Annotated in this window: 22 protein-coding genes; 5 read left to right on the forward strand and 17 right to left on the reverse strand. The window is 63.0% G+C overall.

Going from position 1 to position 20,546, the window contains the following annotated elements; all coding sequences use genetic code 11:
- Positions 1-30: 30 nt before the first annotated feature.
- Positions 31-408: a helix-turn-helix domain-containing protein gene (locus HWV67_RS13585; RefSeq protein ID WP_175651598.1), complete on the reverse strand. Its 378-nt coding sequence runs from the start codon at positions 406-408 to the stop codon at positions 31-33.
- A gap of 78 nt (positions 409-486) precedes the next feature.
- Here HWV67_RS13585 and HWV67_RS13590 point away from each other — a divergent pair, with 78 nt between their 5' ends.
- From HWV67_RS13590 to recR, 4 genes are all read left to right on the forward strand, one after another.
- A complete protein-coding gene (locus HWV67_RS13590; protein WP_175651599.1) occupies positions 487-969 on the forward strand; it encodes a DUF2938 domain-containing protein in 483 nt (160 codons plus the stop codon).
- A 103-nt stretch (positions 970-1,072) separates the two neighbouring features.
- The gene (dnaX, locus tag HWV67_RS13595) at positions 1,073-3,148 is read left to right on the forward strand and encodes a DNA polymerase III subunit gamma/tau (protein ID WP_175651600.1); all 2,076 of its coding nucleotides are present in this window, start codon (positions 1,073-1,075) and stop codon (positions 3,146-3,148) included.
- Positions 3,149-3,212: 64 nt separating this feature from the next.
- Entirely contained in the window at positions 3,213-3,539 is a 327-nt protein-coding gene (locus HWV67_RS13600) for a YbaB/EbfC family nucleoid-associated protein (RefSeq protein WP_028945400.1), read from the forward strand.
- A 93-nt stretch (positions 3,540-3,632) separates the two neighbouring features.
- Entirely contained in the window at positions 3,633-4,235 is a 603-nt protein-coding gene (recR, locus tag HWV67_RS13605) for a recombination mediator RecR (protein ID WP_095157050.1), read from the forward strand.
- A 172-nt stretch (positions 4,236-4,407) separates the two neighbouring features.
- On the opposite strand, the gene HWV67_RS13610 is transcribed toward recR, so the two are convergent.
- Both HWV67_RS13610 and fnrA read right to left on the reverse strand, forming a co-directional pair.
- Entirely contained in the window at positions 4,408-4,956 is a 549-nt protein-coding gene (locus HWV67_RS13610; protein ID WP_095157051.1) for an adenine phosphoribosyltransferase, read from the reverse strand.
- Positions 4,957-5,012: 56 nt separating this feature from the next.
- Positions 5,013-5,747 (reverse strand): Crp/Fnr family transcriptional regulator FnrA, encoded by a 735-nt coding sequence (gene fnrA, locus HWV67_RS13615; RefSeq protein ID WP_095157052.1) that lies wholly within the window; start codon positions 5,745-5,747, stop codon positions 5,013-5,015.
- 154 nt (positions 5,748-5,901) lie between these two features.
- Here fnrA and HWV67_RS13620 point away from each other — a divergent pair, with 154 nt between their 5' ends.
- Complete coding sequence (locus HWV67_RS13620) at positions 5,902-6,360, forward strand: hypothetical protein (protein ID WP_175651601.1); 459 nt, start codon at positions 5,902-5,904, stop codon at positions 6,358-6,360.
- A 14-nt stretch (positions 6,361-6,374) separates the two neighbouring features.
- Here the strand turns inward: HWV67_RS13620 and hemN are convergent, their stop codons facing one another.
- From hemN to ccoN (HWV67_RS13690), 14 genes are all read right to left on the reverse strand, one after another.
- On the reverse strand, positions 6,375-7,757 hold the full coding sequence (hemN, locus tag HWV67_RS13625) for an oxygen-independent coproporphyrinogen III oxidase (RefSeq protein ID WP_110971985.1): 1,383 nt from the start codon (positions 7,755-7,757) through the stop codon (positions 6,375-6,377).
- An 82-nt stretch (positions 7,758-7,839) separates the two neighbouring features.
- Positions 7,840-8,523, reverse strand: a complete 684-nt coding sequence (locus HWV67_RS13630) for a sulfite exporter TauE/SafE family protein (protein ID WP_175651602.1) — start codon at positions 8,521-8,523, stop codon at positions 7,840-7,842.
- A complete protein-coding gene (gene ccoS / locus HWV67_RS13635) occupies positions 8,516-8,743 on the reverse strand; it encodes a cbb3-type cytochrome oxidase assembly protein CcoS (RefSeq protein ID WP_175651603.1) in 228 nt (75 codons plus the stop codon). The genes HWV67_RS13630 and ccoS overlap by 8 nt, the downstream gene beginning before the upstream one ends.
- Before the next feature lie 12 nt (positions 8,744-8,755).
- Positions 8,756-11,209 carry a heavy metal translocating P-type ATPase gene (locus HWV67_RS13640; protein WP_175651604.1) on the reverse strand — a complete coding sequence of 818 codons (2,454 nt, stop codon included), beginning with the start codon at positions 11,207-11,209 and terminating at the stop codon, positions 8,756-8,758.
- A gap of 134 nt (positions 11,210-11,343) precedes the next feature.
- Positions 11,344-11,880, reverse strand: coding sequence for a FixH family protein (locus HWV67_RS13645; RefSeq protein WP_175651605.1), 537 nt, complete (start codon positions 11,878-11,880; stop codon positions 11,344-11,346).
- Between the two features lie 12 nt (positions 11,881-11,892).
- Positions 11,893-13,311, reverse strand: a complete 1,419-nt coding sequence (ccoG, locus tag HWV67_RS13650) for a cytochrome c oxidase accessory protein CcoG (protein WP_110971980.1) — start codon at positions 13,309-13,311, stop codon at positions 11,893-11,895.
- 286 nt (positions 13,312-13,597) lie between these two features.
- Entirely contained in the window at positions 13,598-14,578 is a 981-nt protein-coding gene (ccoP, locus tag HWV67_RS13655; protein ID WP_095157060.1) for a cytochrome-c oxidase, cbb3-type subunit III, read from the reverse strand.
- Complete coding sequence (locus tag HWV67_RS13660; protein WP_095157061.1) at positions 14,575-14,778, reverse strand: cbb3-type cytochrome oxidase subunit 3; 204 nt, start codon at positions 14,776-14,778, stop codon at positions 14,575-14,577. Before HWV67_RS13660 ends, ccoP (HWV67_RS13655) begins: the two co-directional genes overlap by 4 nt.
- Positions 14,779-14,783: 5 nt before the next feature.
- Entirely contained in the window at positions 14,784-15,392 is a 609-nt protein-coding gene (gene ccoO / locus HWV67_RS13665; RefSeq protein ID WP_095157062.1) for a cytochrome-c oxidase, cbb3-type subunit II, read from the reverse strand.
- Complete coding sequence (gene ccoN / locus HWV67_RS13670) at positions 15,392-16,834, reverse strand: cytochrome-c oxidase, cbb3-type subunit I (RefSeq protein ID WP_175651606.1); 1,443 nt, start codon at positions 16,832-16,834, stop codon at positions 15,392-15,394. Before ccoN (HWV67_RS13670) ends, ccoO (HWV67_RS13665) begins: the two co-directional genes overlap by 1 nt.
- A 494-nt stretch (positions 16,835-17,328) precedes the next feature.
- A complete protein-coding gene (gene ccoP, locus HWV67_RS13675) occupies positions 17,329-18,264 on the reverse strand; it encodes a cytochrome-c oxidase, cbb3-type subunit III (RefSeq protein WP_175651607.1) in 936 nt (311 codons plus the stop codon).
- Positions 18,261-18,458: a cbb3-type cytochrome oxidase subunit 3 gene (locus tag HWV67_RS13680; protein WP_095157065.1), complete on the reverse strand. Its 198-nt coding sequence runs from the start codon at positions 18,456-18,458 to the stop codon at positions 18,261-18,263. Before HWV67_RS13680 ends, ccoP (HWV67_RS13675) begins: the two co-directional genes overlap by 4 nt.
- Before the next feature lie 5 nt (positions 18,459-18,463).
- Positions 18,464-19,072, reverse strand: a complete 609-nt coding sequence (ccoO, locus tag HWV67_RS13685; RefSeq protein WP_110971977.1) for a cytochrome-c oxidase, cbb3-type subunit II — start codon at positions 19,070-19,072, stop codon at positions 18,464-18,466.
- A gap of 10 nt (positions 19,073-19,082) precedes the next feature.
- On the reverse strand, positions 19,083-20,507 hold the full coding sequence (gene ccoN, locus HWV67_RS13690; RefSeq protein ID WP_110971976.1) for a cytochrome-c oxidase, cbb3-type subunit I: 1,425 nt from the start codon (positions 20,505-20,507) through the stop codon (positions 19,083-19,085).
- Positions 20,508-20,546 lie beyond the last annotated feature (39 nt).

Genomic DNA, 20,546 nt, shown 5'->3' on the forward strand with positions numbered 1-20,546 from the left:
GTCAGGCCGCTTCGGTTCTCCAGTGAGGGCTCAGCGCTTGAGCAGCGAAACCGTCATGAGTCGACGGAACGTCGGGCAGGCCAGGTGATCCTGCTCGGGGCACGCCGCCGCATGCCGCAGTCCCTTGCTCATCGCCTGCAAGCGCTTGACCTGCGCATCGATTTCGTCCGCCTTGGCCGCCAGCTTCTCGCGATCGACCTGCAGATTGACCAGCATCGCTCCCACTTCATCCAGGGAAAATCCCGCCGCTTGTCCCAGCGCGATCAAGGCCAGCCGATCTCCCACGTCCGCCGCGAACTGCCGGCGCTGTCCCGGTCCGGCCAGTGATTCGAGCAAGCCCTTCTTCTGGTAGTAACGCAGCGTCGAGGCCGGTACTCCGGTGCGTTTGGCGACGTCGGCAATGTCCATCGGCAGGTCCTTGACTTGAAGTTGACTTCAACTTCTATGCTGCGCGGCATGTTTCGTCAACGTGCCGAGGAGTTTTCCATGTCCATCCTTCTTTCCACTCTGCTGGTCGGTATCGGCGCCACGCTGGTCATGGACCAGTGGGCGCTATTGCTCAAGCGCCTGGGTATCACCACGCTCAATTTCGCCATGGTCGGGCGCTGGGCGGGGCATCTGTTTCGCGGTCGTTTTCACCATGCGGCGATTGCCCGGGCTGAGCCTGTGGCAAACGAATTGATGTGGGGCTGGATCATCCATTACGCGGTGGGTGTGCTGTTCGCCGCGCTGTTGGTGGCGGTGATGGGGGAGGGCTGGCTGCGGGCGCCGACGCTACTGCCTGCGCTGTTGTTCGGCATTGTATCGGTGATTGCGCCGTTTTGTGTCATGCAGCCGGCGATGGGCGCGGGGTTCTTTGCAGCGCGAACGCCGACACCGGGGAAAAACCGTCTGCGTAGCCTGATGACCCACGGTGTGTTCGGTCTGGGACTGTATCTGGCAGCGTTGTTGCTGACGTGCAGCCCTTGATGCCGCGATTTCCGGGCTCGAGACGGAATGGCAGGATGCAATTTTGCCCCCGCTCCGCTAGCATTAGCGATCTTCCCGCTCGTTCAGGCTGCGATGGTTTTTCATGAGTTATCAGGTTCTTGCACGTAAATGGCGTCCGCGCTCGTTCCGCGAAATGGTCGGCCAGACCCATGTGCTGAAGGCCCTGATCAATGCGCTGGACAATCAGCGCCTGCACCACGCCTACCTGTTCACCGGTACCCGCGGTGTCGGCAAGACCACCATCGCGCGGATCATCGCCAAATGCGTCAACTGTGAAACCGGCATTACTTCGACCCCCTGTGGCACCTGCTCGGTGTGCCGGGAGATCGACGAGGGCCGGTTCGTCGACCTGATCGAGATCGACGCCGCGAGCCGGACCAAGGTCGAGGACACCCGCGAACTGCTGGACAACGTGCAGTACGCGCCGAGCCGCGGGCGCTTCAAGGTCTACCTGATCGACGAAGTGCACATGCTCTCCAGCCACTCGTTCAACGCCTTGCTCAAGACGCTTGAAGAGCCGCCGCCCTACGTCAAGTTCATCCTGGCTACCACGGATCCGCAGAAACTTCCTGCGACCATCCTGTCGCGTTGCCTGCAGTTTTCCCTGAAAAACATGACCCCCGAGCGCGTGGTCGAGCACCTGAGCCATGTGCTGGGTGTCGAGAACGTGCCGTTCGAGGACGATGCGCTCTGGCTGCTGGGCCGCGCCGCCGATGGCTCGATGCGCGACGCGATGAGCCTCACCGACCAGGCCATCGCCTTTGGCGAAGGCAAGGTGCTGGCCGCCGACGTACGGGCGATGCTCGGCACGCTGGATCACGGTCAGGTCTACGGTGTGCTCCAGGCGTTGCTGGAAGGCGATGCCCGCGCGTTGCTCGAGGCGGTAAGGCACCTTGCCGAGCAGGGGCCGGACTGGAGCGGCGTGTTGTCGGAAATGCTCAATGTGTTGCACCGCGTGGCCATCGCCCAGGCGCTGCCCGAGGCGGTGGACAACGGCCAGGGCGATCGCGAGCGGGTGCTGGACCTGGCCCAGGCGCTGCCCGCCGAAGATGTGCAGTTCTACTACCAGATGGGCCTGATCGGTCGCCGCGACTTGCCGTTGGCGCCGGACCCGCGTGGTGGTTTCGAGATGGTGTTGCTGCGCATGCTGGCGTTCCGGCCGGCGGACAGCGGCGATGCTCCGGGCACGACGCTAAAGCCAGTGGGAATCAGCCAGGCCACAACTGATTCCCCAGCGCCGGTGGCTCCGGTTGCGATCGCCGCACCAGCCCCCGAGCCTGTTGCAGCTCCAGCTCCAGCTCCAGCTCCAGCTCCAGCTCCAGCTCCAGCTCCAGCTCCAGCCGTCGAGCCGGAGCCTGCGCCTGAGCCGTTTGCCGAGGTTCAGCTCGAGCCCGAGCCGGTGGCGGAGAAAGTCGATCTTCCGTGGGACGAGCCGAGCCCGGTGCCGGTCGCTGAAGCTGTTTCCGAGCCCGAGCCCGAGCCTGAAACACAGCCCGAGCCGGCCCCTGTTCCCGAGCCCGCACCAGTCGCTGCTCCCGCACCAGCCGCCGAGCGGCACGACGAGCCGCCGCCGGACGACCACAGCTACAGCCCAGCCGGTATGGACCGCGATGACGAGCCGCCGCTGGATGATGATTACTATGGCGGCGAGGTCGATCCGGCCAGCTACAGCTATCTGGACGAACTCGCCATCGAGCATGCCGTTGAGCCGGCAGCCGAGCCTGAGCCCGAACCGGCGGCACAGCCAGCGACCGGCCTGGCTCTGCAATGGTTGGAAATGTTCCCGAGCCTGCCGATCTCCGGCATGACCGGTAACATCGCCGCCAACTGCACGCTGATGGCTGTGGATGGCGATCACTGGTTGCTGCACCTGGATCCGGGCCACAGCGCGCTGTTCAACGCGACCCAGCAGCGCCGCCTGAATGACGCGCTGAACCAGCACCTGGGTCGCAACCTGACGCTGACCATCGAGCTGATCCGCCCCGAGCAGGAAACGCCGGCCCAGGCCGCGTCCCGCAAGCGCGCCGATCGCCAGCGCGAGGCGGAGGAATCGATAGAGAACGATCCGTTCATCCAGCAGATGATCCAGAAGTTCGGTGCCACCGTGCGCCACGATACTATTGAACCTGTCGATGCCCTGGCCAGCCAGGGCGAATAACCGGATACCCAGCGCCGCGCCTGGTGCGCGGCGTGCCAAGTAACTTGATACCGAGGTGATTCCCATGATGAAAGGTGGCATGGCCGGCCTGATGAAGCAGGCACAGCAGATGCAGGAAAAAATGGCCAAGATGCAGGAAGAACTGGCCAACGCCGAAGTGACCGGTCAATCCGGCGCCGGTCTGGTCAGCGTGGTCATGACCGGTCGTCATGACGTCAAGCGCATCAGCCTGGACGACAGCCTGATGCAGGAAGACAAGGAAGTGCTGGAAGACCTGATCGCCGCCGCCGTCAACGACGCGGTGCGCAAGGTCGAGCAGAACAGCCAGGAAAAAATGGGTGGCATGACTGCGGGCATGCAGTTGCCGCCAGGCTTCAAGATGCCGTTCTAAGACGCATCTGTTTCACCCGGTGGGAGCACGGCCGCGAGGCCGTCGCTCCCATCGTCGTTTCTCCCCATTCGATGAGTTGCCAGGCCTTTTACCATGAGCTTCAGTCCCCTGATTCGCCAGTTGATCGATGCCTTGCGCACCTTGCCGGGCGTGGGTCAGAAAACCGCCCAGCGCATGGCCTTGCAGTTGCTCGAACGTGACCGCAGCGGCGGCGTTCGCCTGGCCCAGGCCCTGAGCCAGGCCATGGAAGGGGTCGGCCACTGCCGGCAGTGCCGCACCCTCACCGAGCAGGAGCTTTGCCCGCAATGTGCCGATCCACGGCGCGACGACACGCTGTTGTGCGTGGTGGAAGGGCCGATGGATGTGTATGCGGTGGAGCAGACCGGTTACCGCGGTCGCTACTTCGTGCTCAAGGGGCATTTGTCGCCGCTGGACGGGCTTGGGCCGGAGGCGATCGGGATTCCGCAGTTGATGGCGCGGATCGCGGAGCAGGGCACCTTCACCGAGGTGATCCTGGCGACCAACCCCACCGTTGAAGGCGAGGCGACCGCGCATTACATCGCGCAGTTGCTGGCGGACAAGGGTCTGGTGGGTTCGCGGATCGCCCATGGTGTGCCGCTGGGTGGCGAGTTGGAGCTGGTGGATGGCGGGACGCTGGCGCATTCGTTTGCGGGGCGCAAGCCGATGTCGCTCTGAGTCTGACGCGGGCCCTGTAGGAGCGGATTTATCCGCGAACGGCGGCGAAGCCGTCGCAGAATCTAAGCCCCGAGTGTGTCTGGCACACCCGGGGCTCAGGTTTTATGGCCGCTGCGCGCCCAATCGCGGATCAATCCGCTCCTACCGGGCAGCGGCCTGCGTTATCGCGGGATCAGTATTCGCTCAGCGAAAACTCGGTCAGGCAGAAGGTCGAAATCCCGGCGTCCTGCAGTTTCTGCGAACCGCCCAGCTCTGGCAGGTCGATGATCGCCGCCGCTTCAAATACCGCCGCGCCCATGCGCCGAACCAGATTGGCGGCCGCCAGCAAGGTACCGCCGGTGGCGATCAGGTCATCGAAGATCAGCACCGCGTCGCCTTCGCACAGGCTGTCGGCATGTACTTCCAGGAAGGCTTCGCCGTACTCGGTCTGGTAACCCTCGGAAATCACGTCAGCCGGCAGCTTGCCCTGTTTGCGGAACAGGATCAGCGGCTTGTTCAACTGGTGGGCGATGATCGAGCCGATCAGGAAACCGCGGGCATCCATGGCGCCGATATGGCTGAACTCGGCCTCGACGTAGCGCTCGATGAACTGGTCGGCAACATGGCGCAAGCCTCGCGGCGACTGGAACAGCGGGGTGATGTCACGGAAGATCACGCCGGGCTTGGGGAAGTCCGTAACCGGGCGGATCAGGGATTTGAGGTCAAAGCTTTCGCTGGGCATGGAGCGGGTATCCTGAAAGGCAAAACGCCCGCCAGTATACCCGTTTGCCGAGGATTTCAGGCTTCCAGTGCGCCACCGGCCAGCGCGCAGAGCTGGATCGGGTCGAGAATTCGCACTTCCTTGCCTTCGGCTTCGATCAGGCCGTTCTGCTGGAAGCGGGTAAACACGCGGGACACGGTTTCCACCGCCAGGCCCAGGTAATTGCCGATTTCGTTGCGCGACATGCTCAGGCGGAACTGGTTGGCCGAGTAGCCTCGGGCGCGGAACCGCGCGGAGAGGTTGACCAGGAAGGTGGCGATCCGCTCGTCGGCGGTCTTTTTCGACAACAGCAACATCATTTGCTGGTCGTCGCGGATTTCTCGGCTCATCACCCGCATCAATTGCCGACGCAGTTGCGGCAATTGCACCGACAACTCGTCCAGTCGTTCGAAGGGGATTTCGCATACCGACGTGGTCTCTTGCGCCTGGGCCGAGACCGGGTAGGTTTCGGTGTCCATGCCCGACAAGCCCACCAGTTCGCTTGGCAGGTGGAAGCCGGTGATCTGTTCTTCGCCGCCGTCGCTCAGGCTGAAAGTTTTCAGGGCGCCGGAGCGCACCGCGTAAACCGAACCGAAGTTGTCACCCTGCCGGAACAGAAACTCGCCTTTCTTCAGCGGGCGCCCACGTTTGACGATTTCATCCAGCGAATCCATGTCTTCCATGTTCAGTGACAGAGGCAGACACAGAGGCGCCAGGCTGCAATCCTTGCAATGGGCCTGGTTGTGAGGGCGCAGTTTAACAGGCTCAGACATTTCATCATTCCTTGTGGGAAAGCACACATAGAACACAAGGGTAACTCAGCCGGGACCGTTGAGGCCAGCGTGCTCTGTTTTGGTGCGCTCCCCGCTCAAGTTCGCGGGTTTCAAGCCGATAACAATTGCATCACGTCTCTCAGGCAGAACCAGCATGTTGACCGTCGATCTTCAGGCCACTCGCCAGGCCTCTGTTTCCGGGCATTCCGAGCCTGTTCAGGCGAAGCGCGGAGAACAAGGTGAGGGCACCACGACACCGGGTGAAGGGGTGAAGGTCAGCCTTTCTCTCAAGGGGCTGGAGGTGTCGGGCCAGCGTCAAGATGACGCGGATATCGACGAAAGCGGCTTGCCGGAGTCGGTTCGCCAATTGTTGAAGATGATCCGCAAATTGCAGCGGGAGTTGGCTGAAGCTCAGCGTCAGTTGCAGTCCTTGACGCGGGATCGCTCCCTTGATCCGGTGGAAATGCAGAAAAAGACGGCGGCCCTGGAAGCCCGGGTCAGTGCGTTGTCTGCCTCGTTGAACACCGCCAACTTCGGTCTGGTCCGGGCCATGGGGCAGTTGGCGTTGACGCCGGACCAGGTCGGCAAGGCAATCAAGTTGCTCAATGCCTGAGCCGCGCCCGCGGCTCAGATTACTCGCGAAAAACGCTGGCGGTTGTTCAGGTCCAGGTACGCGTCGAACACCATGCACACCGAGCGCACCAGCAGGCGACCGGCCGGCAACACGCTGATGCCGTCATTGCGCAGCTCGATCAGGCCGTCCTTGGCCATGCCTTCCAGTGCTGGCCACAAATCGTTGAAGTAGCCCCGGAAGTCGATGGTGAACGCCTGTTCAATGCGCTCGAAATCCAGTTCGAAATGGCAGATCAGATCCTGGATTACGGCCCGGCGCACGCGGTCGTCCTGGGTGCAGATCAGCCCGCGGCTGGTGCCCAGTTGCGCGGCGTCCAAGGCGTTCTGGTATTCGTTGAGGTCACTGCTGTTCTGGCAATAGAGGTCGCCGATCTGACTGATGGCCGACACCCCGAGGCCGATCAGGTCGCAATGACCGTGGGTGGTGTAGCCCTGGAAGTTGCGCTGCAGGGTCGACTCTTCCTGGGCGATGGCCAGTTCGTCGTCAGGCAGGGCGAAGTGGTCCATGCCGATGTAGCGATAGCCGGCGCGGGTCAGTTGCTCGATGGTGTTGTGCAGCATTTCCAGCTTCGCCGCCGGTGCCGGCAGGTCGCTGCTGTCGATGCGTCGTTGCGGCATGAAGCGTTCGGGCAGGTGCGCATAGTTGAACACCGACAGCCGGTCCGGCTGCAGCTTGATCACTTCTTCGACGGTGCGGGCGAAGCCTTCCGGGGTCTGCTTGGGCAGGCCGTAGATCAGGTCGAGGTTGATCGAGCGGAATTGCAGGGTGCGCGCCGCTTCGATGATGGTGCGGGTCTGTTCCAGGCTTTGCAGGCGGTTGATCGCCCGTTGGACGACCGGGTCGAGGTCCTGCACGCCGAGGCTGACGCGGTTGAAGCCCAGTTCACGCAGCAGGCCCATGGTCGACCAGTCCGCCTCGCGGGGGTCGATCTCGATGCCGTAGTCGCCCGAGTCATCGTCCAGCAAGTTGAAGTGCTTGCGCAATTGCGCCATCAACTGGCGCAGTTCGACGTGGCTGAGGAAGGTTGGCGTGCCACCGCCCAGGTGCAGTTGCTCGACGGTCTGGCCGGGGTCGAGGTGGCAGGCGATCAGCTGGATTTCCTGTTCCAGCCGCTGCAGGTAAGGCTGTGCGCGGGCGCGGTCCTTGGTGATGACCTTGTTGCAGGCGCAGTAGTAGCAAATGTTGGCGCAGAACGGCACATGGACGTAGAGAGACAGCGGACGCGCCGCTCGGCGGCTGTCACGCAGGGCGTGCAGGAGGTCGAAGGAGCCGATTTCGCTGTGCAGTTGCACTGCGGTCGGATAGGAGGTGTAGCGCGGGCCGGCCAGATCGTAACGGCGAATCAGGTCAGAGTCCCATTGGAGGGCGTCGTGCATGGTGGCAGTCCCAGGAATTGCGGCAGTGTCCGGAGTCTAGGGAGCCACACGTACATCAGTGTTGATTTGTATCAAATCCGCTTCAGTGACCCATCAGCCAGTGCTGGTGCGGGCCGGGCAGGGTCCACAGGCCAAACAGGATCACCAGCAGGCCCCCGGCCACCCGCACGCCACGGCGACGCAACAGGGCGTTGCTGCGCTCGGCGGCAAGGCCCGTGGCGAGCAATACCGGCCAGGTGCCGACACCGAAGGCCAGCATCAACAGGGCGCTGTTCACCGCGCTGCCCTGGCTGGCGGCCCAGAGCAGGGTGCTGTAGACCAGACCGCAGGGCAACCAGCCCCACAGCGTGCCCAGCAGCAAGGCCCGCGGCACGCTGGACACCGGCAGCAGGCGCGTCGCCACTGGCTGGATATGCCGCCACAGGCCGCGGCCGAGGCTTTCTATGCGGGTCAGGCCGCTCCACCAGCCGGCCAGGTACAGGCCCATGCAGATAAGCAGCAGCGCCGCGACCACGCGCATCGCCGTGGCCAAGGGGCTCCCGGCCAGCGCCCAGCCGGCGAGGCCCAGCAGCAGCCCGGCGCTGGCGTAGCTGAGTACGCGGCCGAGGTTGTAGGCCAGCAACAGTTGCAGGCGGCGGCCGCGTTGTTCCGGCGGGATCGCCAGGGTGAGGGCGCCCATCAGGCCGCCGCACATTCCCAGGCAATGGCCGCCGCCCAGCAGGCCGAGGATCAGTGCCGAACTCAGCAGGGGTAGCAGGTCAGGCACGGGGCGTGGGCTCTTTCGGCTCGTCGGGGTTGGGGTTCTGTTGTTCTTGCTGCGCTTGTACTGCGGCCTGGTGCTTCGGGTCCTGGTCGTCGAACAGGATGCTGTGGGCCGGGCCGTCGAGGTCTTCGTACTGGCCGCTGTCCACCGCCCAGAAGAAGATGTACAGGGCGATGCCGACGAGCACCAGGGCGGCGGGAATCATCACGTAGAGGGCGGGCATGGGATCTCCTGGTCAGGCCGTGGCGGGGTGGGTGGCGCTGGCCGGACGGTTTGACGCCGGCGCGCCGCGCAGCCGGGTCAGGCGCAGGGCATTGAGGACCACGATCAGCGAGCTGACCGACATGCCGACCGCCGCCCATATCGGTGTGATCCAGCCCAGGGCGGCGAACGGCAGCATGAGGCCATTATACAGGCCGGCCCAAAGCAGGTTTTCGATGATGATCCGCCGTGTGCGCCGCGCGAGGCTGAACGCCTGCACCAGGGTGTCGAGGCGATTGGACAGCAGCACCGCGTCGGCGCTGGTCTTGGCCAGGTCGGTGGCCGAGCCCATGGCGATGCTGATGTCGGCGGCGGCCAGTACCGGCACGTCGTTGACCCCGTCACCGAGCATCAGCACCTTGCGGCCTTCGGCCTGCAGGGCTTTCAGCTGTTGCAGCTTGTCGTCCGGGCGCAGGCCGCCGATGGCCTGGTCGATGCGCAGTTCGGCGGCGACGCTGGCAACCATCGGCGAGCTGTCGCCGGACAGCAGCAGGGTTTTCCAGCCACGGGCGCGGCAGGCGTCCAGCAGGTCGGCGGCATCGACGCGCAGGCGATCATCGAGGACGAACCAGGCCAACGGGCCCTGGCTATCACCCAGCAACAGCCATTGTCCGGGTTCGTCCGGCATCGCGGGCACTGCCGCACCGCTCAACTCGCAGACGAAAGCCGGCTGGCCGATACGCAACAGGCGCTCTTCGACTCGGCCTTCCAGACCCAGGCCGGGGCTGCTCTGAACTGTGTCCGCCACCGCCACGGTGTGGCCGAAGGCGCGGGCGATGGGGTGCTCGGAGCGGTTTTCCAGGGCGGCGGCAAGGCGCAGGCAGTGATCGGCGTCCAGCGCGCCCAGCGGGCGGATCGAGCGCAGGGTCAGACGGCCTTCGGTGAGGGTGCCGGTCTTGTCGAAGATCACCGTGTCGATCTGGTTCAGGCCTTCCAGCACATGGCCGCGGGTCAGCAGCAGGCCGAGGCTGTGCAGGGTGCCGGTGGCGGCGGTGAGGGCGGTCGGGGTGGCGAGGGAGAGGGCGCAAGGGCAAGTGGCCACCAGCATCGCCAGAACAATCCAGAAGGCCCGTGACGGATCAATCTGCCACCACACCAGGCCGATGCCTGCGGCGGCGATCAGGCTGAACAGCAGGAACCATTGCGAAGCGCGGTCGGCGATTTCCGCCAGTCGTGGTTTTTCCGACTGGGCCCGCTCCAGCAGGCGCACGATCGCCGAGAGCCGGGTGTCGTGGCCGAGAGCCATAACTTGCACGGTCAGCGCGCTTTCCACGTTGAGGGTGCCAGCGGTGACGGCATCGCCGCGCTGGCGCGGATGGGGCAGGTATTCGCCGGTCAGCAGCGATTCATCGACGCTCGACTGGCCGTCGACGATCCGTCCGTCCGCCGGCAGTACCGCGCCCGGCTGGACCAGGATGCGGTCGCCGATCTGTAGTTCGCGCAGGAGGATTCGCTCGCTGTTGCCGGTGTCGTCTAGCCGCAGGCACGAGGCCGGCAGCAGGTTGACCAGTTGCGCGGTGGCGGCGGCGGTGCGCTCGCGGGCGCGGCGTTCCAGGTAGCGCCCGGCCAGCAGGAACAGGGCAAACATGCCCACCGCGTCGAAGTACAGCTCGCCGCTGCCGGTAATCGCGGTCCAGATGCCGGCACCGTAGGCCAGGCCGATGGCCAGCGAGACCGAGACGTCCATGGTCAGGTGGCGGGTGCGCAGGTCGCGGGCGGCGCCGCGGAAGAACGGCGCGCAACTGTAGAAGACGATGGGTGTGGTCAGAAACATCGCCACCCAGCGCAGGATGATGTGCAGCTCGGGGCTGAGGTCGATGTTGAATTCCGGCCAGGTGGCCATGGTCGCCATCATCGCCTGGAACCACAGCAGCCCGGCGACGCCGAGTTGGCGCAGGGCGGTGCGGTTTTCGCTGGCCAGTTGTTCGGCGGCGCGGTCGGGCTGGTACGGATGGGCGGCGTAGCCGATGTGGCGCAACTCGGCGAGCAGTTTCGACAGGGGCAACTGGCTGTCGGCCCAGCTCACCAGCAGACGGTGGTTGGACAGGTTCAGGCGGGCCTCGGCCACGCCCGGCACGCCGCGCAGGTGTTTTTCGATCAGCCAGCCACAGGCCGCGCAACTGATGCCTTCGATCAGCAGGGTGGTTTCCGCCAACTCGCCTTCATGTCGGACGAAGGGTTGCTGGACGTCGGCGCGGTCGTACAGGGCCAGTTCGTCCACCAGTTGGCGTGGCAGGGCGTCGGGGTTGGCACTGGCTTCGCTGCGGTGCTGGTAGTAGCTCTCCAGCTTGCCGGCGACGATGGCTTCGGCCACGGCCTGGCAGCCGGGGCAGCAGAATTCCCGCGATTGGCCGAGGACCACGGCGGTGAAGCGGCTCCCGGCCGGTACGGGCAGGGCACAGTGGTAGCAAGGCGTGGGGGTGGTCATGGCTGTCTTATCGCAGTTTTTCGGTGGCGGCTTCATCGCTGGCAAGCCAGCTCCCACAAGGTCCGGTACACGACGATCCTGTGGGAGCTGGCTTGTCGGGGCGCCGAACCGCAGCGATGCGGTCTGGCGGTCACTTACTGATCGAGGTGCTCAGCCCCCTTGAGCGCCTCGTCACCCAGCATCAGGCTCACGTCGTGGGCAACATCTTCCTCTTCGAACAGCCGCCAGGTCTTGCCTTCCTGGGTTCCCAGCAGTTCGACGAAGCGACGACCTTCGACCCGATCATCCAGTTGGCCCAGATACCGGCCCGGCTCGCTGCTCAGGGTCAGGGCAATCTTGCGGTCCTTCTCCGGTTGAGTTGGCGAGATCAGGTTGAGTTCCAGGGCCTGCGGCTGGCTGTCACCGCTCAGGCGCAGCTCGACTTCGCCGGTGACTTCGTCCAGGTGCACGCTGGCCTTGAGATTGAGGGTCTGCGCCAGCAGTTCGCGGTCCAGCGAGCGGTTGATGCCCTTGCCGGCCTCGTAGTAGTTGTCGTTGACCAGGTTGTCCGGGTTGTTCACGGCAATGGTGACCATGGTCAGGCTCAAGGTCACCGAGGTGGTCAGGATGCCGATGATGATCCAGGGCCAGAGGTGCTTGTACCAGGGGCTGTGAGCGCTTACTGCAGGCATTGAAAGACTCTCTTAGCGGATTTGCGGGCCGATGAACCGGCTCTTGGCTTCAACCTCGGTGCCGCTGTCGTCAGCGTCCTTGAGAATGAAGGTGACGTCGTTGGTGGTCGACGGCAGTTGTTCCGGCGCCACCGACAGTTGTACCGGCAGGCTGACGATATCGCCGGCTGCCACGCGGATCTCCCGTGCACCTTCCAGGCGCAGTCCCGGCAGGCCCTCGGCTTCCAGCACGTAGACGTGGTCGTGCTGGTCCTTGTTCATCACTTTCAGGCTGTAGACGTTCTCGATTCGGCCCTGGGCGTTCTCGCGGTAGAGCACCCGGTCCTTGCTGACGTCGAAGCCTACCAGCGAACGCATGAAGAAGGCGCTGGCGAGCGCGCCGATCATCACCAGCAGGACCACGAAGTAGCCGATCAGCCGCGGCCTCAGCATGTGGGTCTTCTGCCCGGACAGGTTGTGTTCGGTGGTGTAGCTGATCAGGCCGCGCGGGTAGTTCATCTTGTCCATGATGTTGTCGCAGGCGTCGATGCAGGCGGCGCAGCCGATGCACTCGATCTGCAGGCCGTCGCGGATGTCGATGCCGGTCGGGCAGACCTGGACGCACATGGTGCAGTCGATGCAGTCGCCGAGGCCCTTGGCTTTGTAGTCGACGTCTTTTTTACGCGGGCCACGGGTTTCGCCGCGACGCGGGTCGTAGGAAACGATCAGGGTGTCCTTGTCGAACATCACGCTCTGGAAGCGGGCGTACGGGCACATGTAAATACACACCTGTTCGCGCAGCCAGCCGGCGTTGCCGTAGGTGGCGAGGGTGAAGAAGCCGACCCAGAAGTAGGCCCAGCCGTCCGCTTCACCGGTGAAGAAGTCCACCATCAGTTCGCGGATCGGTGCGAAATATCCGACGAAGGTGATGCCGGTAACGAAGCCGATCAGCAGCCAGAGGGTGTGCTTGGCGGTCTTGCGGGCAGCCTTGTTGGCGCTCATCGGCGCCTTGTCCAGTTTCATGCGCTGGTTGCGGTCGCCCTCGGTGACCTTTTCGCACCACATGAAGATCCAGGTCCAGACGCTCTGCGGGCAGGTGTAGCCGCACCAGACGCGCCCGGCGAATACGGTGATGAAGAACAGGCCGAAGGCGGCGACGATAAGAATGCCGGAGAGGAGGATGAAGTCCTGCGGCCAGATGGTGGCGCCGAAGATGTAGAACTTGCGCTCCGGCAGGTTCCACCAGACGGCCTGGTGACCGCCCCAGTTCAGCCAGACGGTGCCGAAATAGAGGAGAAAGAGGAGTGCGCCGCCTGCCATTCGCAGGTTGCGGAAAATACCGGTGAAGGCTCGGGTGTAGATTTTTTCCCGCGCGGCGTAGAGGTCCACGCTCTCGTTTTTCTTCTTGTTGGCAGGCGGGGTGATGTCTTGTACAGGAATCTGCTTGCTCATCGTTTACAGTCCCACGGCAGTGGAAAGATGCCGCGGTCAGTGCATGCCGACCGCAGTCAGAAGTGTTTCTGCTCTGGCCCGCATGATACGCCTGTGCTGGCATTCTGGGGCGCGGGTGCGACACTGGGTCGCGTTGGGTAATGCTCGACAATGGTGTATTGGCGGTGTCAATTGATCCAGGTCATGACCAGGGTGATTGAGCCCCTGAAAAAACACCTCTGCATCCCCACCAAGAAAAAAGGCCCCACCAGTCTGCACTGACGGAGCCTTTTGTCAGCCGTGAAACTTACTGAGCCTCAGCCGGTTTCTGGTCTTTCTGCGACAGGCTCCAGACATACGCCGCCAGCAGGTGGACCTTGTCGTTGCCCTGGATTTCCTGCTGTGCAGGCATCTGGCCCTGACGGCCGTAACGGATGGTCTGCTGCAGTTGGGCGAAGCTCGAACCGTAGATGAACGCCTGCGGGTGAGTCAGGTTCGGTGCGCCCATTGCTGGAGTGCCCTTGCCTTCCGGACCGTGGCAGGCCACGCAGTTGGCGGCGAAGATTTTCTGGCCGTTGGCGGCGTCGGCCTTGGTGCCTTCCGGCAGGGTGCGGCCATCGAGGTTGGTCAGCACGAATGCCGCAACGTCGGCCACGCCTTGCTCGCCGATCACTTCAGACCACGCCGGCATCACGCCGTGGCGGCCAGCCATGATGGTCTGCTTGATGGTTTGCGGCTCGCCGCCCCAGCGCCAGTCGCTGTCGGTGAGGTTGGGGAAGCCGTAGGAACCCTTGGCGTCGGAACCGTGGCAGACCGAGCAGTTGGAGGCGAAAAGGCGCCCGCCCATTTTCAGGGCTTGCGGATCTTTCGCTACTTCTTCGATGGGCATGGCTGCGAATTTGGCGAAGATCGGCCCGAACTTGGCGTCGGCCCGCTGCATCTCCTTTTCCCACTCGTGAACGCCCGTCCAGCCGGCCTGACCGTTGGCGAAGTCGGTCTTCTTGTCGGTGTCCAGGTACTGGTAGCCGGGCAGGATACCTTTCCAGTTGCCCAGGCCCGGGTACAGCGCCAGGTAGCCGAGGGCGAAGATGATGGTGCCGACGAACAGCATGAACCACCATTTCGGCAGCGGGTTGTCGTACTCCTCGATGCCATCGAAAGAGTGGCCCACGGTTTCTTCGGTGGTTTCGCTACGCTGGCCCTTGCGGGTGGACAGCAGCAGCCAGGTCAGGGCAAAGATGGTGCCCAGACTCAGAACGGTGACGTACAGACTCCAGAAGGTAGTCATTCGTTGTTACTCCTAGACGCTTTCGCTTGCGCTTGCGCTTGTTCGACGTGCTCGCTGGCTTCGGGATCATCCGCGAAGGGCAGCAGTGTCGCTTCGTCGAACTCGGACTTGCGCCGAGAACTGAACACCCACAACGCCAGGCCCACGAAGGCCACCATCACCACGACGGTGCCCAGGCCACGAATCATCCCGATATCCATCGCAATCACCGTTTGCTTTTGATGATGGTGCCCAGACCCTGCAGGTAGGCGACCAGGGCGTCCATTTCAGTCTTGCCCTTGACCGCGTCGCGAGCACCGGCGATGTCAGCATCGGTGTACGGCGTGCCCAGGGTGCGCAGGACTTCCATCTTCTTGGCGGTGTCTTTGCCGTCGAGCTTGTTCTCTACCAGCCACGGGTAGGACGGCATTTTCGACTCGGGTACGACGTTGCGCGGGTTGTACAGGTGCGCGCGGTGCCAGTCATCGGAGTAACGACCACCCACCCGTGCCAGGTCCGGACCGGTACGCTTGGAACCCCACAGGAACGGGTGGTCCCACACGCTTTCACCGGCCACCGAGTAGTGGCCGTAGCGCTCGGTCTCGGCGCGGAACGGACGGATCATCTGCGAGTGGCAGCCTACGCAGCCTTCGCGGATGTACACGTCACGGCCTTCCAGCTCCAGCGCGGTGCGCGGCTTCATGCCTTCGACCGGCTTGTTGGTGACGTCCTGGAAGAACAGCGGAACGATCTGGGTCAGACCGCCGATGCTCACGGCGATGACCATGAAGAAGGCCAGCAGGCCAATATTCTTCTCGACTACTTCGTGCTTCATCAGTGGGCTCCCACTACGACGATCTGAGCGGCGGCTTCAGCTTCGGCCGGTTTCGAGGCGCGAACAGTGCGCAGGACGTTGTAGGCCATCAGCAGCATGCCGGAGGCGAAGAACGCACCGCCCAGCGCGCGGACGATATAGCCCGGGTGGCTGGCCTGCAGGGCTTCGACGAAGGAGTAGGTGAGGGTGCCGTCATCGTTGATCGCACGCCACATCAGACCTTGGGTGATGCCGTTGACCCACATCGAGGCGATGTAGAGCACGGTACCGATGGTGGCGAGCCAGAAGTGCGCGTTGATCAGGCCGACGCTGTGCATCTGCACACGGCCATAGACCTTCGGAATCATGTGGTACAGGGCGCCGATGGAGATCATCGCAACCCAGCCCAAGGCGCCTGCGTGTACGTGGCCGATGGTCCAGTCGGTGTAGTGCGACAGCGAGTTGACGGTCTTGATCGCCATCATCGGACCTTCGAAGGTCGACATGCCGTAGAACGCCAGCGAAACCACGAGGAAACGCAGGATCGGGTCGGTGCGCAGCTTATGCCAGGCGCCCGAGAGGGTCATCATGCCGTTGATCATGCCGCCCCAGCTTGGCGCCAGCAGGATGATCGACATCACCATGCCCAGCGATTGTGCCCAGTCGGGCAGGGCGGTGTAGTGCAGGTGGTGCGGACCGGCCCAGATGTACAGGGTGATCAGCGCCCAGAAGTGCACGATGGACAGGCGATAGGAGTAGATCGGGCGCTCGGCCTGCTTCGGTACGAAGTAGTACATCATCCCGAGGAAGCCGGTGGTCAGGAAGAAGCCTACGGCGTTGTGGCCGTACCACCACTGGATCATCGCGTCGGTCGCGCCGGCATAGGCCGAGTACGACTTGAAGAAGCTCACCGGCAACGAGATGTGGTTGACGATGTGCAGCATCGCGGTGACCAGGATGAAGGCACCGTAGAACCAGTTACCGACATAGATGTGTTTGGTCTTGCGCTTGACCACGGTTCCGAAGAACACCACGGCGTAGGTCACCCAGACAATGGCCAGCAGGATGGCGAGCGGCCATTCCAGTTCGGCGTATTCCTTGGTGGTGGTGTAACCCATGGGCAGGGTGATCAGAGCGCCGACGATGACCGCTTGCCAACCCCAGAAGGTGAAGGCCGCGAGGCTGTCGGAGATCAGTCGCGTCTGGCAGGTACGCTGCACGACGTAATAGGAGGTGGCGAACAGTGCACAACCGCCGAAGGCGAAGATCACCAGGTTGGTGTGCAGGGGGCGCAGGCGTCCAAAGCTCGTCCACGGCAGGTCAAGGTTGAGTTGCGGCCAGACCAGTTGCGAGGCGATGAAGACACCGAGGGCCATGCCAAGGATCCCCCAGACCACCGTCATGATGGCGAACTGGCGGACGACCTTATAGTTATAAGCAGTCGGACTGATAGCTGTGCTCATTCTAAGGTTCCACGGTTTTATAGGTGTTTTTGTAGGTAGAAAAATCGGCGCAAGTATCTACAAGCAGTGTGGGTATTGCAACGCAAGGGAATCTGTTCCACACCCCGCCAGGGCCTGTTTTACGGCCCTTCCGACCCGTCTACCGCGCAAATTGTACACAATATTGTCTTGTTTATGTGCACCATTTTTAGAGTGGATTGCACGCTTCTCAAGGCCTGGAAAACCCTGTGAGACGCCGCTTTTTCACCCCGTGAAAACGGAGCAAAGCCGGCAATCGCCAGCCTTTGCGCTGGCACGATGACATGTGATGAACCAAACAGAGGTGCATGCGCGACATCGCTTCCAGCCACATGTGGCAACAAGCTTAGTCCCGTTCAGAGGGGGTGCAAGGAGGGGGTACGGAGGGGTGCGACACTTGGTCGCACATACAAACAGGAACGCCGCACCCGGTTCGGATGCGGCGTTTTCAGTCAATGCTCAGATGGACTGAAGTGTCACCGTGCAGAAGTCTTGTCGCCGTCCTGCGAAAGGCTATAGACGTAGGCGGCCAGCAAGTGGACCTTGTCGTTGCCTTGAATATCCTGCTGTGCAGGCATCTGGCCCTGACGGCCGTAACGGATGGTCTGCTGCAGTTGGGCAAAGCTCGAACCGTAGATGAACGCTTGCGGGTGAGTCAGGTTCGGTGCGCCCATTGCTGGAGTGCCCTTGCCTTCCGGACCGTGACACGCCACGCAGTTGGTCGCAAAGATCTTCTCGCCGTTGGCGGCGTCAGCCTTGGTGCCTTCCGGCAGGCTGCGGCCATCGAGGTTGGTCAGCACGAATGCAGCAACGTCTGCCACACCTTGTTCACCGATCACTTCGGACCAGGCCGGCATCACACCGTGACGACCGAGCATGATCGAAGCCTTGATGGTTTCCGCTTCGCCGCCCCAGCGCCAGTCCTTGTCGGTCAGGTTGGGGAAGCCGTAGGAACCCTTGGCGTCGGAACCGTGGCACACCGAGCAGTTGGAGGCGAACAGGCGGCCCCCCATTTTCAGTGCTTGCGGATCCTTGGCCACTTCTTCCACGGGCATGGCGGCGAACTTGGCGAAGATCGGGCCGTACTTGGCGTCGGCGCGTTCCATTTCTTTCTGCCATTCGTTGGCGCCGGTCCAGCCATTTTCATAGCCGGGCAGGATGCCTTTCCAGTTGCCCAGGCCCGGGTAGAGGACCAGGTAACCGACGGCGAACACCAAAGTGCCGACGAACAGCCAGAACCACCAGCGTGGCAGCGGATTGTCGTATTCCTCGATGCCATCGAAGCTGTGGCCCATGGTCTGGTCCGTGGTGCCTGGCTGCTCACCCTTGCGGGTGGACAGCAGCAACCAGGTCAGGCCGATCAGGCTACCGATGGTCAGTACGCTGATGTACGTACTCCAGAAGGTGGTCATTGCCGGGTACTCCTCAAGGCGTTTTCTTTTTCGGCGCCAGGCAGGCGCTCGTCGGCAAAGGGCAGCAGGCTCGCTTCGGCGAATTCACGGTCACGGCGACGGTTGAAAACCCAGAGCGACAGGCCGATGAAGGCGATGGCCACCACCAGGGTGCCCAGGCCTCGCAACTGGCCGATATCCAGGGTGAAGTCCATGGCGCTTACCTCTTGTTCTTGATCGCGGTGCCGAGCACCTGCAGGTAGGCGACCAGCGCGTCCATTTCGGTTTTGCCCTTGACCGAGGCGACGGAACCGCTGATGTCGTCGTCGGTGTACGGCACGCCGAGGGTGCGCATTGCTTTGAGCTTGGCTTCGGTGTGGCTGGTATCGACCTGTTGGGCGACGAGCCACGGGTACGAAGGCATCTTCGACTCAGGCACGACGTTGCGCGGGTTGTACAGGTGCGCACGGTGCCAGTCATCGGAGTAGCGACCGCCGACACGGGCCAGGTCCGGACCGGTACGCTTGGAACCCCACAGGAACGGGTGGTCCCAGACGCTTTCACCGGCCACCGAGTAGTGGCCGTAGCGCTCGGTCTCGGCGCGGAACGGACGGATCATCTGCGAGTGGCAGCCCACGCAGCCTTCGCGGATGTAGATGTCGCGGCCTTCCAGTTGCAGCGCGGTGTAGGGCTTCATGCCTTCGACCGGCTTGTTGGTGACGTCCTGGAAGAACAGCGGAACGATCTGGGTCAGGCCGCCGATGCTGACGGCCAGGACCATCAGCAGCACCAGCAGGAAGACGTTCTTTTCAATAGCTTCGTGTTTCATGTCCTAGTCCTCAGGCCAGCTGCGCGGAAGCGTCTGCGGTTGCCGGAGCCGGGGCACGCACGGTGCGCCAGGTGTTCCAGGCCATCAGCAGCATGCCGGTCAGGAAGATTGCACCACCGACGAACCGCACGATGAAGCCAGGGTGGCTGGCCACCAGGGTTTCAACGAAGGAGTAGGTGAGGGTGCCGTCGGCGTTGACTGCACGCCACATCAGGCCCTGGGCAATACCGTTGACCCACATCGAGGCGATGTAGAGCACGGTGCCGATGGTGGCGAGCCAGAAGTGCGCGTTGATCAGGCCGATGCTGTGCATCTGCTCGCGACCGAAGACTTTCGGAATCATGTGGTACAGCGCGCCGATGGAGATCATCGCTACCCAGCCGAGAGCGCCGGCGTGTACGTGGCCGATGGTCCAGTCGGTGTAGTGGGACAGGGCGTTGACGGTCTTGATGGCCATCATCGGACCTTCGAAGGTCGACATGCCGTAGAACGCCAGCGAAACCACGAGGAAGCGCAGGATCGGGTCGCTGCGCAGCTTATGCCAGGCGCCCGAGAGGGTCATCATGCCGTTGATCATGCCGCCCCAGCTTGGTGCCAGCAGCACCAGGGACATGATCATGCCCAGCGATTGTGCCCAGTCCGGCAGCGCGGTGTAGTGCAGGTGGTGCGGACCGGCCCAGATGTACAGGGTGATCAGCGCCCAGAAGTGCACGATGGACAGGCGATAGGAGTAAACCGGGCGTTCAGCCTGCTTCGGTACGAAGTAGTACATCATCCCGAGGAAGCCGGCGGTGAGGAAGAAGCCTACGGCGTTGTGGCCGTACCACCACTGCACCATGGCGTCGGTGGCGCCGCTGTACAGCGAGTAGGATTTGGTCAGGCTGACCGGCAGTTCCATGTTGTTGACGAGGTGCAGGATCGCCACGGTGATGATGAACGCACCGAAGAACCAGTTACCCACGTAGATGTGCTTGGTATTGCGCTTGATCAGCGTACCGAAGAACACCACGGCGTACGCCACCCAGACGATGGTGATCAGGATATCGATCGGCCACTCCAGCTCAGCGTATTCCTTGGAGCTGGTGTAACCCAGCGGCAGGGTAATGGCGGCCAGCAGGATCACCAGTTGCCAGCCCCAGAACACGAACGCCGCGAGGGCGGGCGCGAACAGTTGGGTTTGGCAGGTACGCTGCACCGAGTAGAAAGAACTGGCAAACAGCGCGCAACCACCGAAGGCGAAAATCACCGCGTTGGTATGCAGAGGGCGCAGGCGCCCGAAGCTGGTCCAGGGAAGGTCGAAGTTGAGGGCAGGCCAGACGAGTTGCGCGGCGATGAAAACGCCGAGCCCCATCCCGACGATTCCCCACACCACCGTCATAATGGCGAATTGGCGGACCACCTTGTAGTTGTAGGCGGTACTGCAGGTTGTGTTCATGTATGGGTTCCCATCCACGGTTATAGGCAGGCTAAACAG

The sequence above is a fragment of the Pseudomonas sp. Marseille-P9899 genome, from assembly GCF_903166565.1.
In the GTDB taxonomy this organism is placed as follows: Bacteria; Pseudomonadota; Gammaproteobacteria; order Pseudomonadales; family Pseudomonadaceae; genus Aquipseudomonas; species Aquipseudomonas huaxiensis.

Excerpts from the sequence above, each read along its gene's own strand:
- HWV67_RS13610 (WP_095157051.1), bottom strand. The coding sequence starts at position 4,956 with ATGCCCAGCGAAAGCTTTGACCTCAAATCCCTGATCCGCCCGGTTACG.
- HWV67_RS13600 (WP_028945400.1), top strand. The coding sequence starts at position 3,213 with ATGATGAAAGGTGGCATGGCCGGCCTGATGAAGCAGGCACAGCAGATG.
- ccoP (WP_095157060.1), bottom strand. The coding sequence starts at position 14,578 with ATGACTACCTTCTGGAGTCTGTACGTCACCGTTCTGAGTCTGGGCACC.
- fnrA (WP_095157052.1), bottom strand. The coding sequence starts at position 5,747 with ATGTCTGAGCCTGTTAAACTGCGCCCTCACAACCAGGCCCATTGCAAG.
- ccoP (WP_175651607.1), bottom strand. The coding sequence starts at position 18,264 with ATGACCACCTTCTGGAGTACGTACATCAGCGTACTGACCATCGGTAGC.
- ccoN (WP_110971976.1), bottom strand. The coding sequence starts at position 20,507 with ATGAACACAACCTGCAGTACCGCCTACAACTACAAGGTGGTCCGCCAA.
- recR (WP_095157050.1), top strand. The coding sequence starts at position 3,633 with ATGAGCTTCAGTCCCCTGATTCGCCAGTTGATCGATGCCTTGCGCACC.
- HWV67_RS13680 (WP_095157065.1), bottom strand. The coding sequence starts at position 18,458 with ATGGACTTCACCCTGGATATCGGCCAGTTGCGAGGCCTGGGCACCCTG.
- ccoG (WP_110971980.1), bottom strand. The coding sequence starts at position 13,311 with ATGAGCAAGCAGATTCCTGTACAAGACATCACCCCGCCTGCCAACAAG.
- ccoN (WP_175651606.1), bottom strand. The coding sequence starts at position 16,834 with ATGAGCACAGCTATCAGTCCGACTGCTTATAACTATAAGGTCGTCCGC.
- HWV67_RS13645 (WP_175651605.1), bottom strand. The coding sequence starts at position 11,880 with ATGCCTGCAGTAAGCGCTCACAGCCCCTGGTACAAGCACCTCTGGCCC.
- ccoS (WP_175651603.1), bottom strand. The coding sequence starts at position 8,743 with ATGCCCGCCCTCTACGTGATGATTCCCGCCGCCCTGGTGCTCGTCGGC.
- dnaX (WP_175651600.1), top strand. The coding sequence starts at position 1,073 with ATGAGTTATCAGGTTCTTGCACGTAAATGGCGTCCGCGCTCGTTCCGC.
- ccoO (WP_095157062.1), bottom strand. The coding sequence starts at position 15,392 with ATGAAGCACGAAGTAGTCGAGAAGAATATTGGCCTGCTGGCCTTCTTC.
- HWV67_RS13660 (WP_095157061.1), bottom strand. The coding sequence starts at position 14,778 with ATGGATATCGGGATGATTCGTGGCCTGGGCACCGTCGTGGTGATGGTG.
- hemN (WP_110971985.1), bottom strand. The coding sequence starts at position 7,757 with ATGCACGACGCCCTCCAATGGGACTCTGACCTGATTCGCCGTTACGAT.
- ccoO (WP_110971977.1), bottom strand. The coding sequence starts at position 19,072 with ATGAAACACGAAGCTATTGAAAAGAACGTCTTCCTGCTGGTGCTGCTG.
- HWV67_RS13620 (WP_175651601.1), top strand. The coding sequence starts at position 5,902 with ATGTTGACCGTCGATCTTCAGGCCACTCGCCAGGCCTCTGTTTCCGGG.
- HWV67_RS13585 (WP_175651598.1), bottom strand. The coding sequence starts at position 408 with ATGGACATTGCCGACGTCGCCAAACGCACCGGAGTACCGGCCTCGACG.
- HWV67_RS13590 (WP_175651599.1), top strand. The coding sequence starts at position 487 with ATGTCCATCCTTCTTTCCACTCTGCTGGTCGGTATCGGCGCCACGCTG.
- HWV67_RS13640 (WP_175651604.1), bottom strand. The coding sequence starts at position 11,209 with ATGACCACCCCCACGCCTTGCTACCACTGTGCCCTGCCCGTACCGGCC.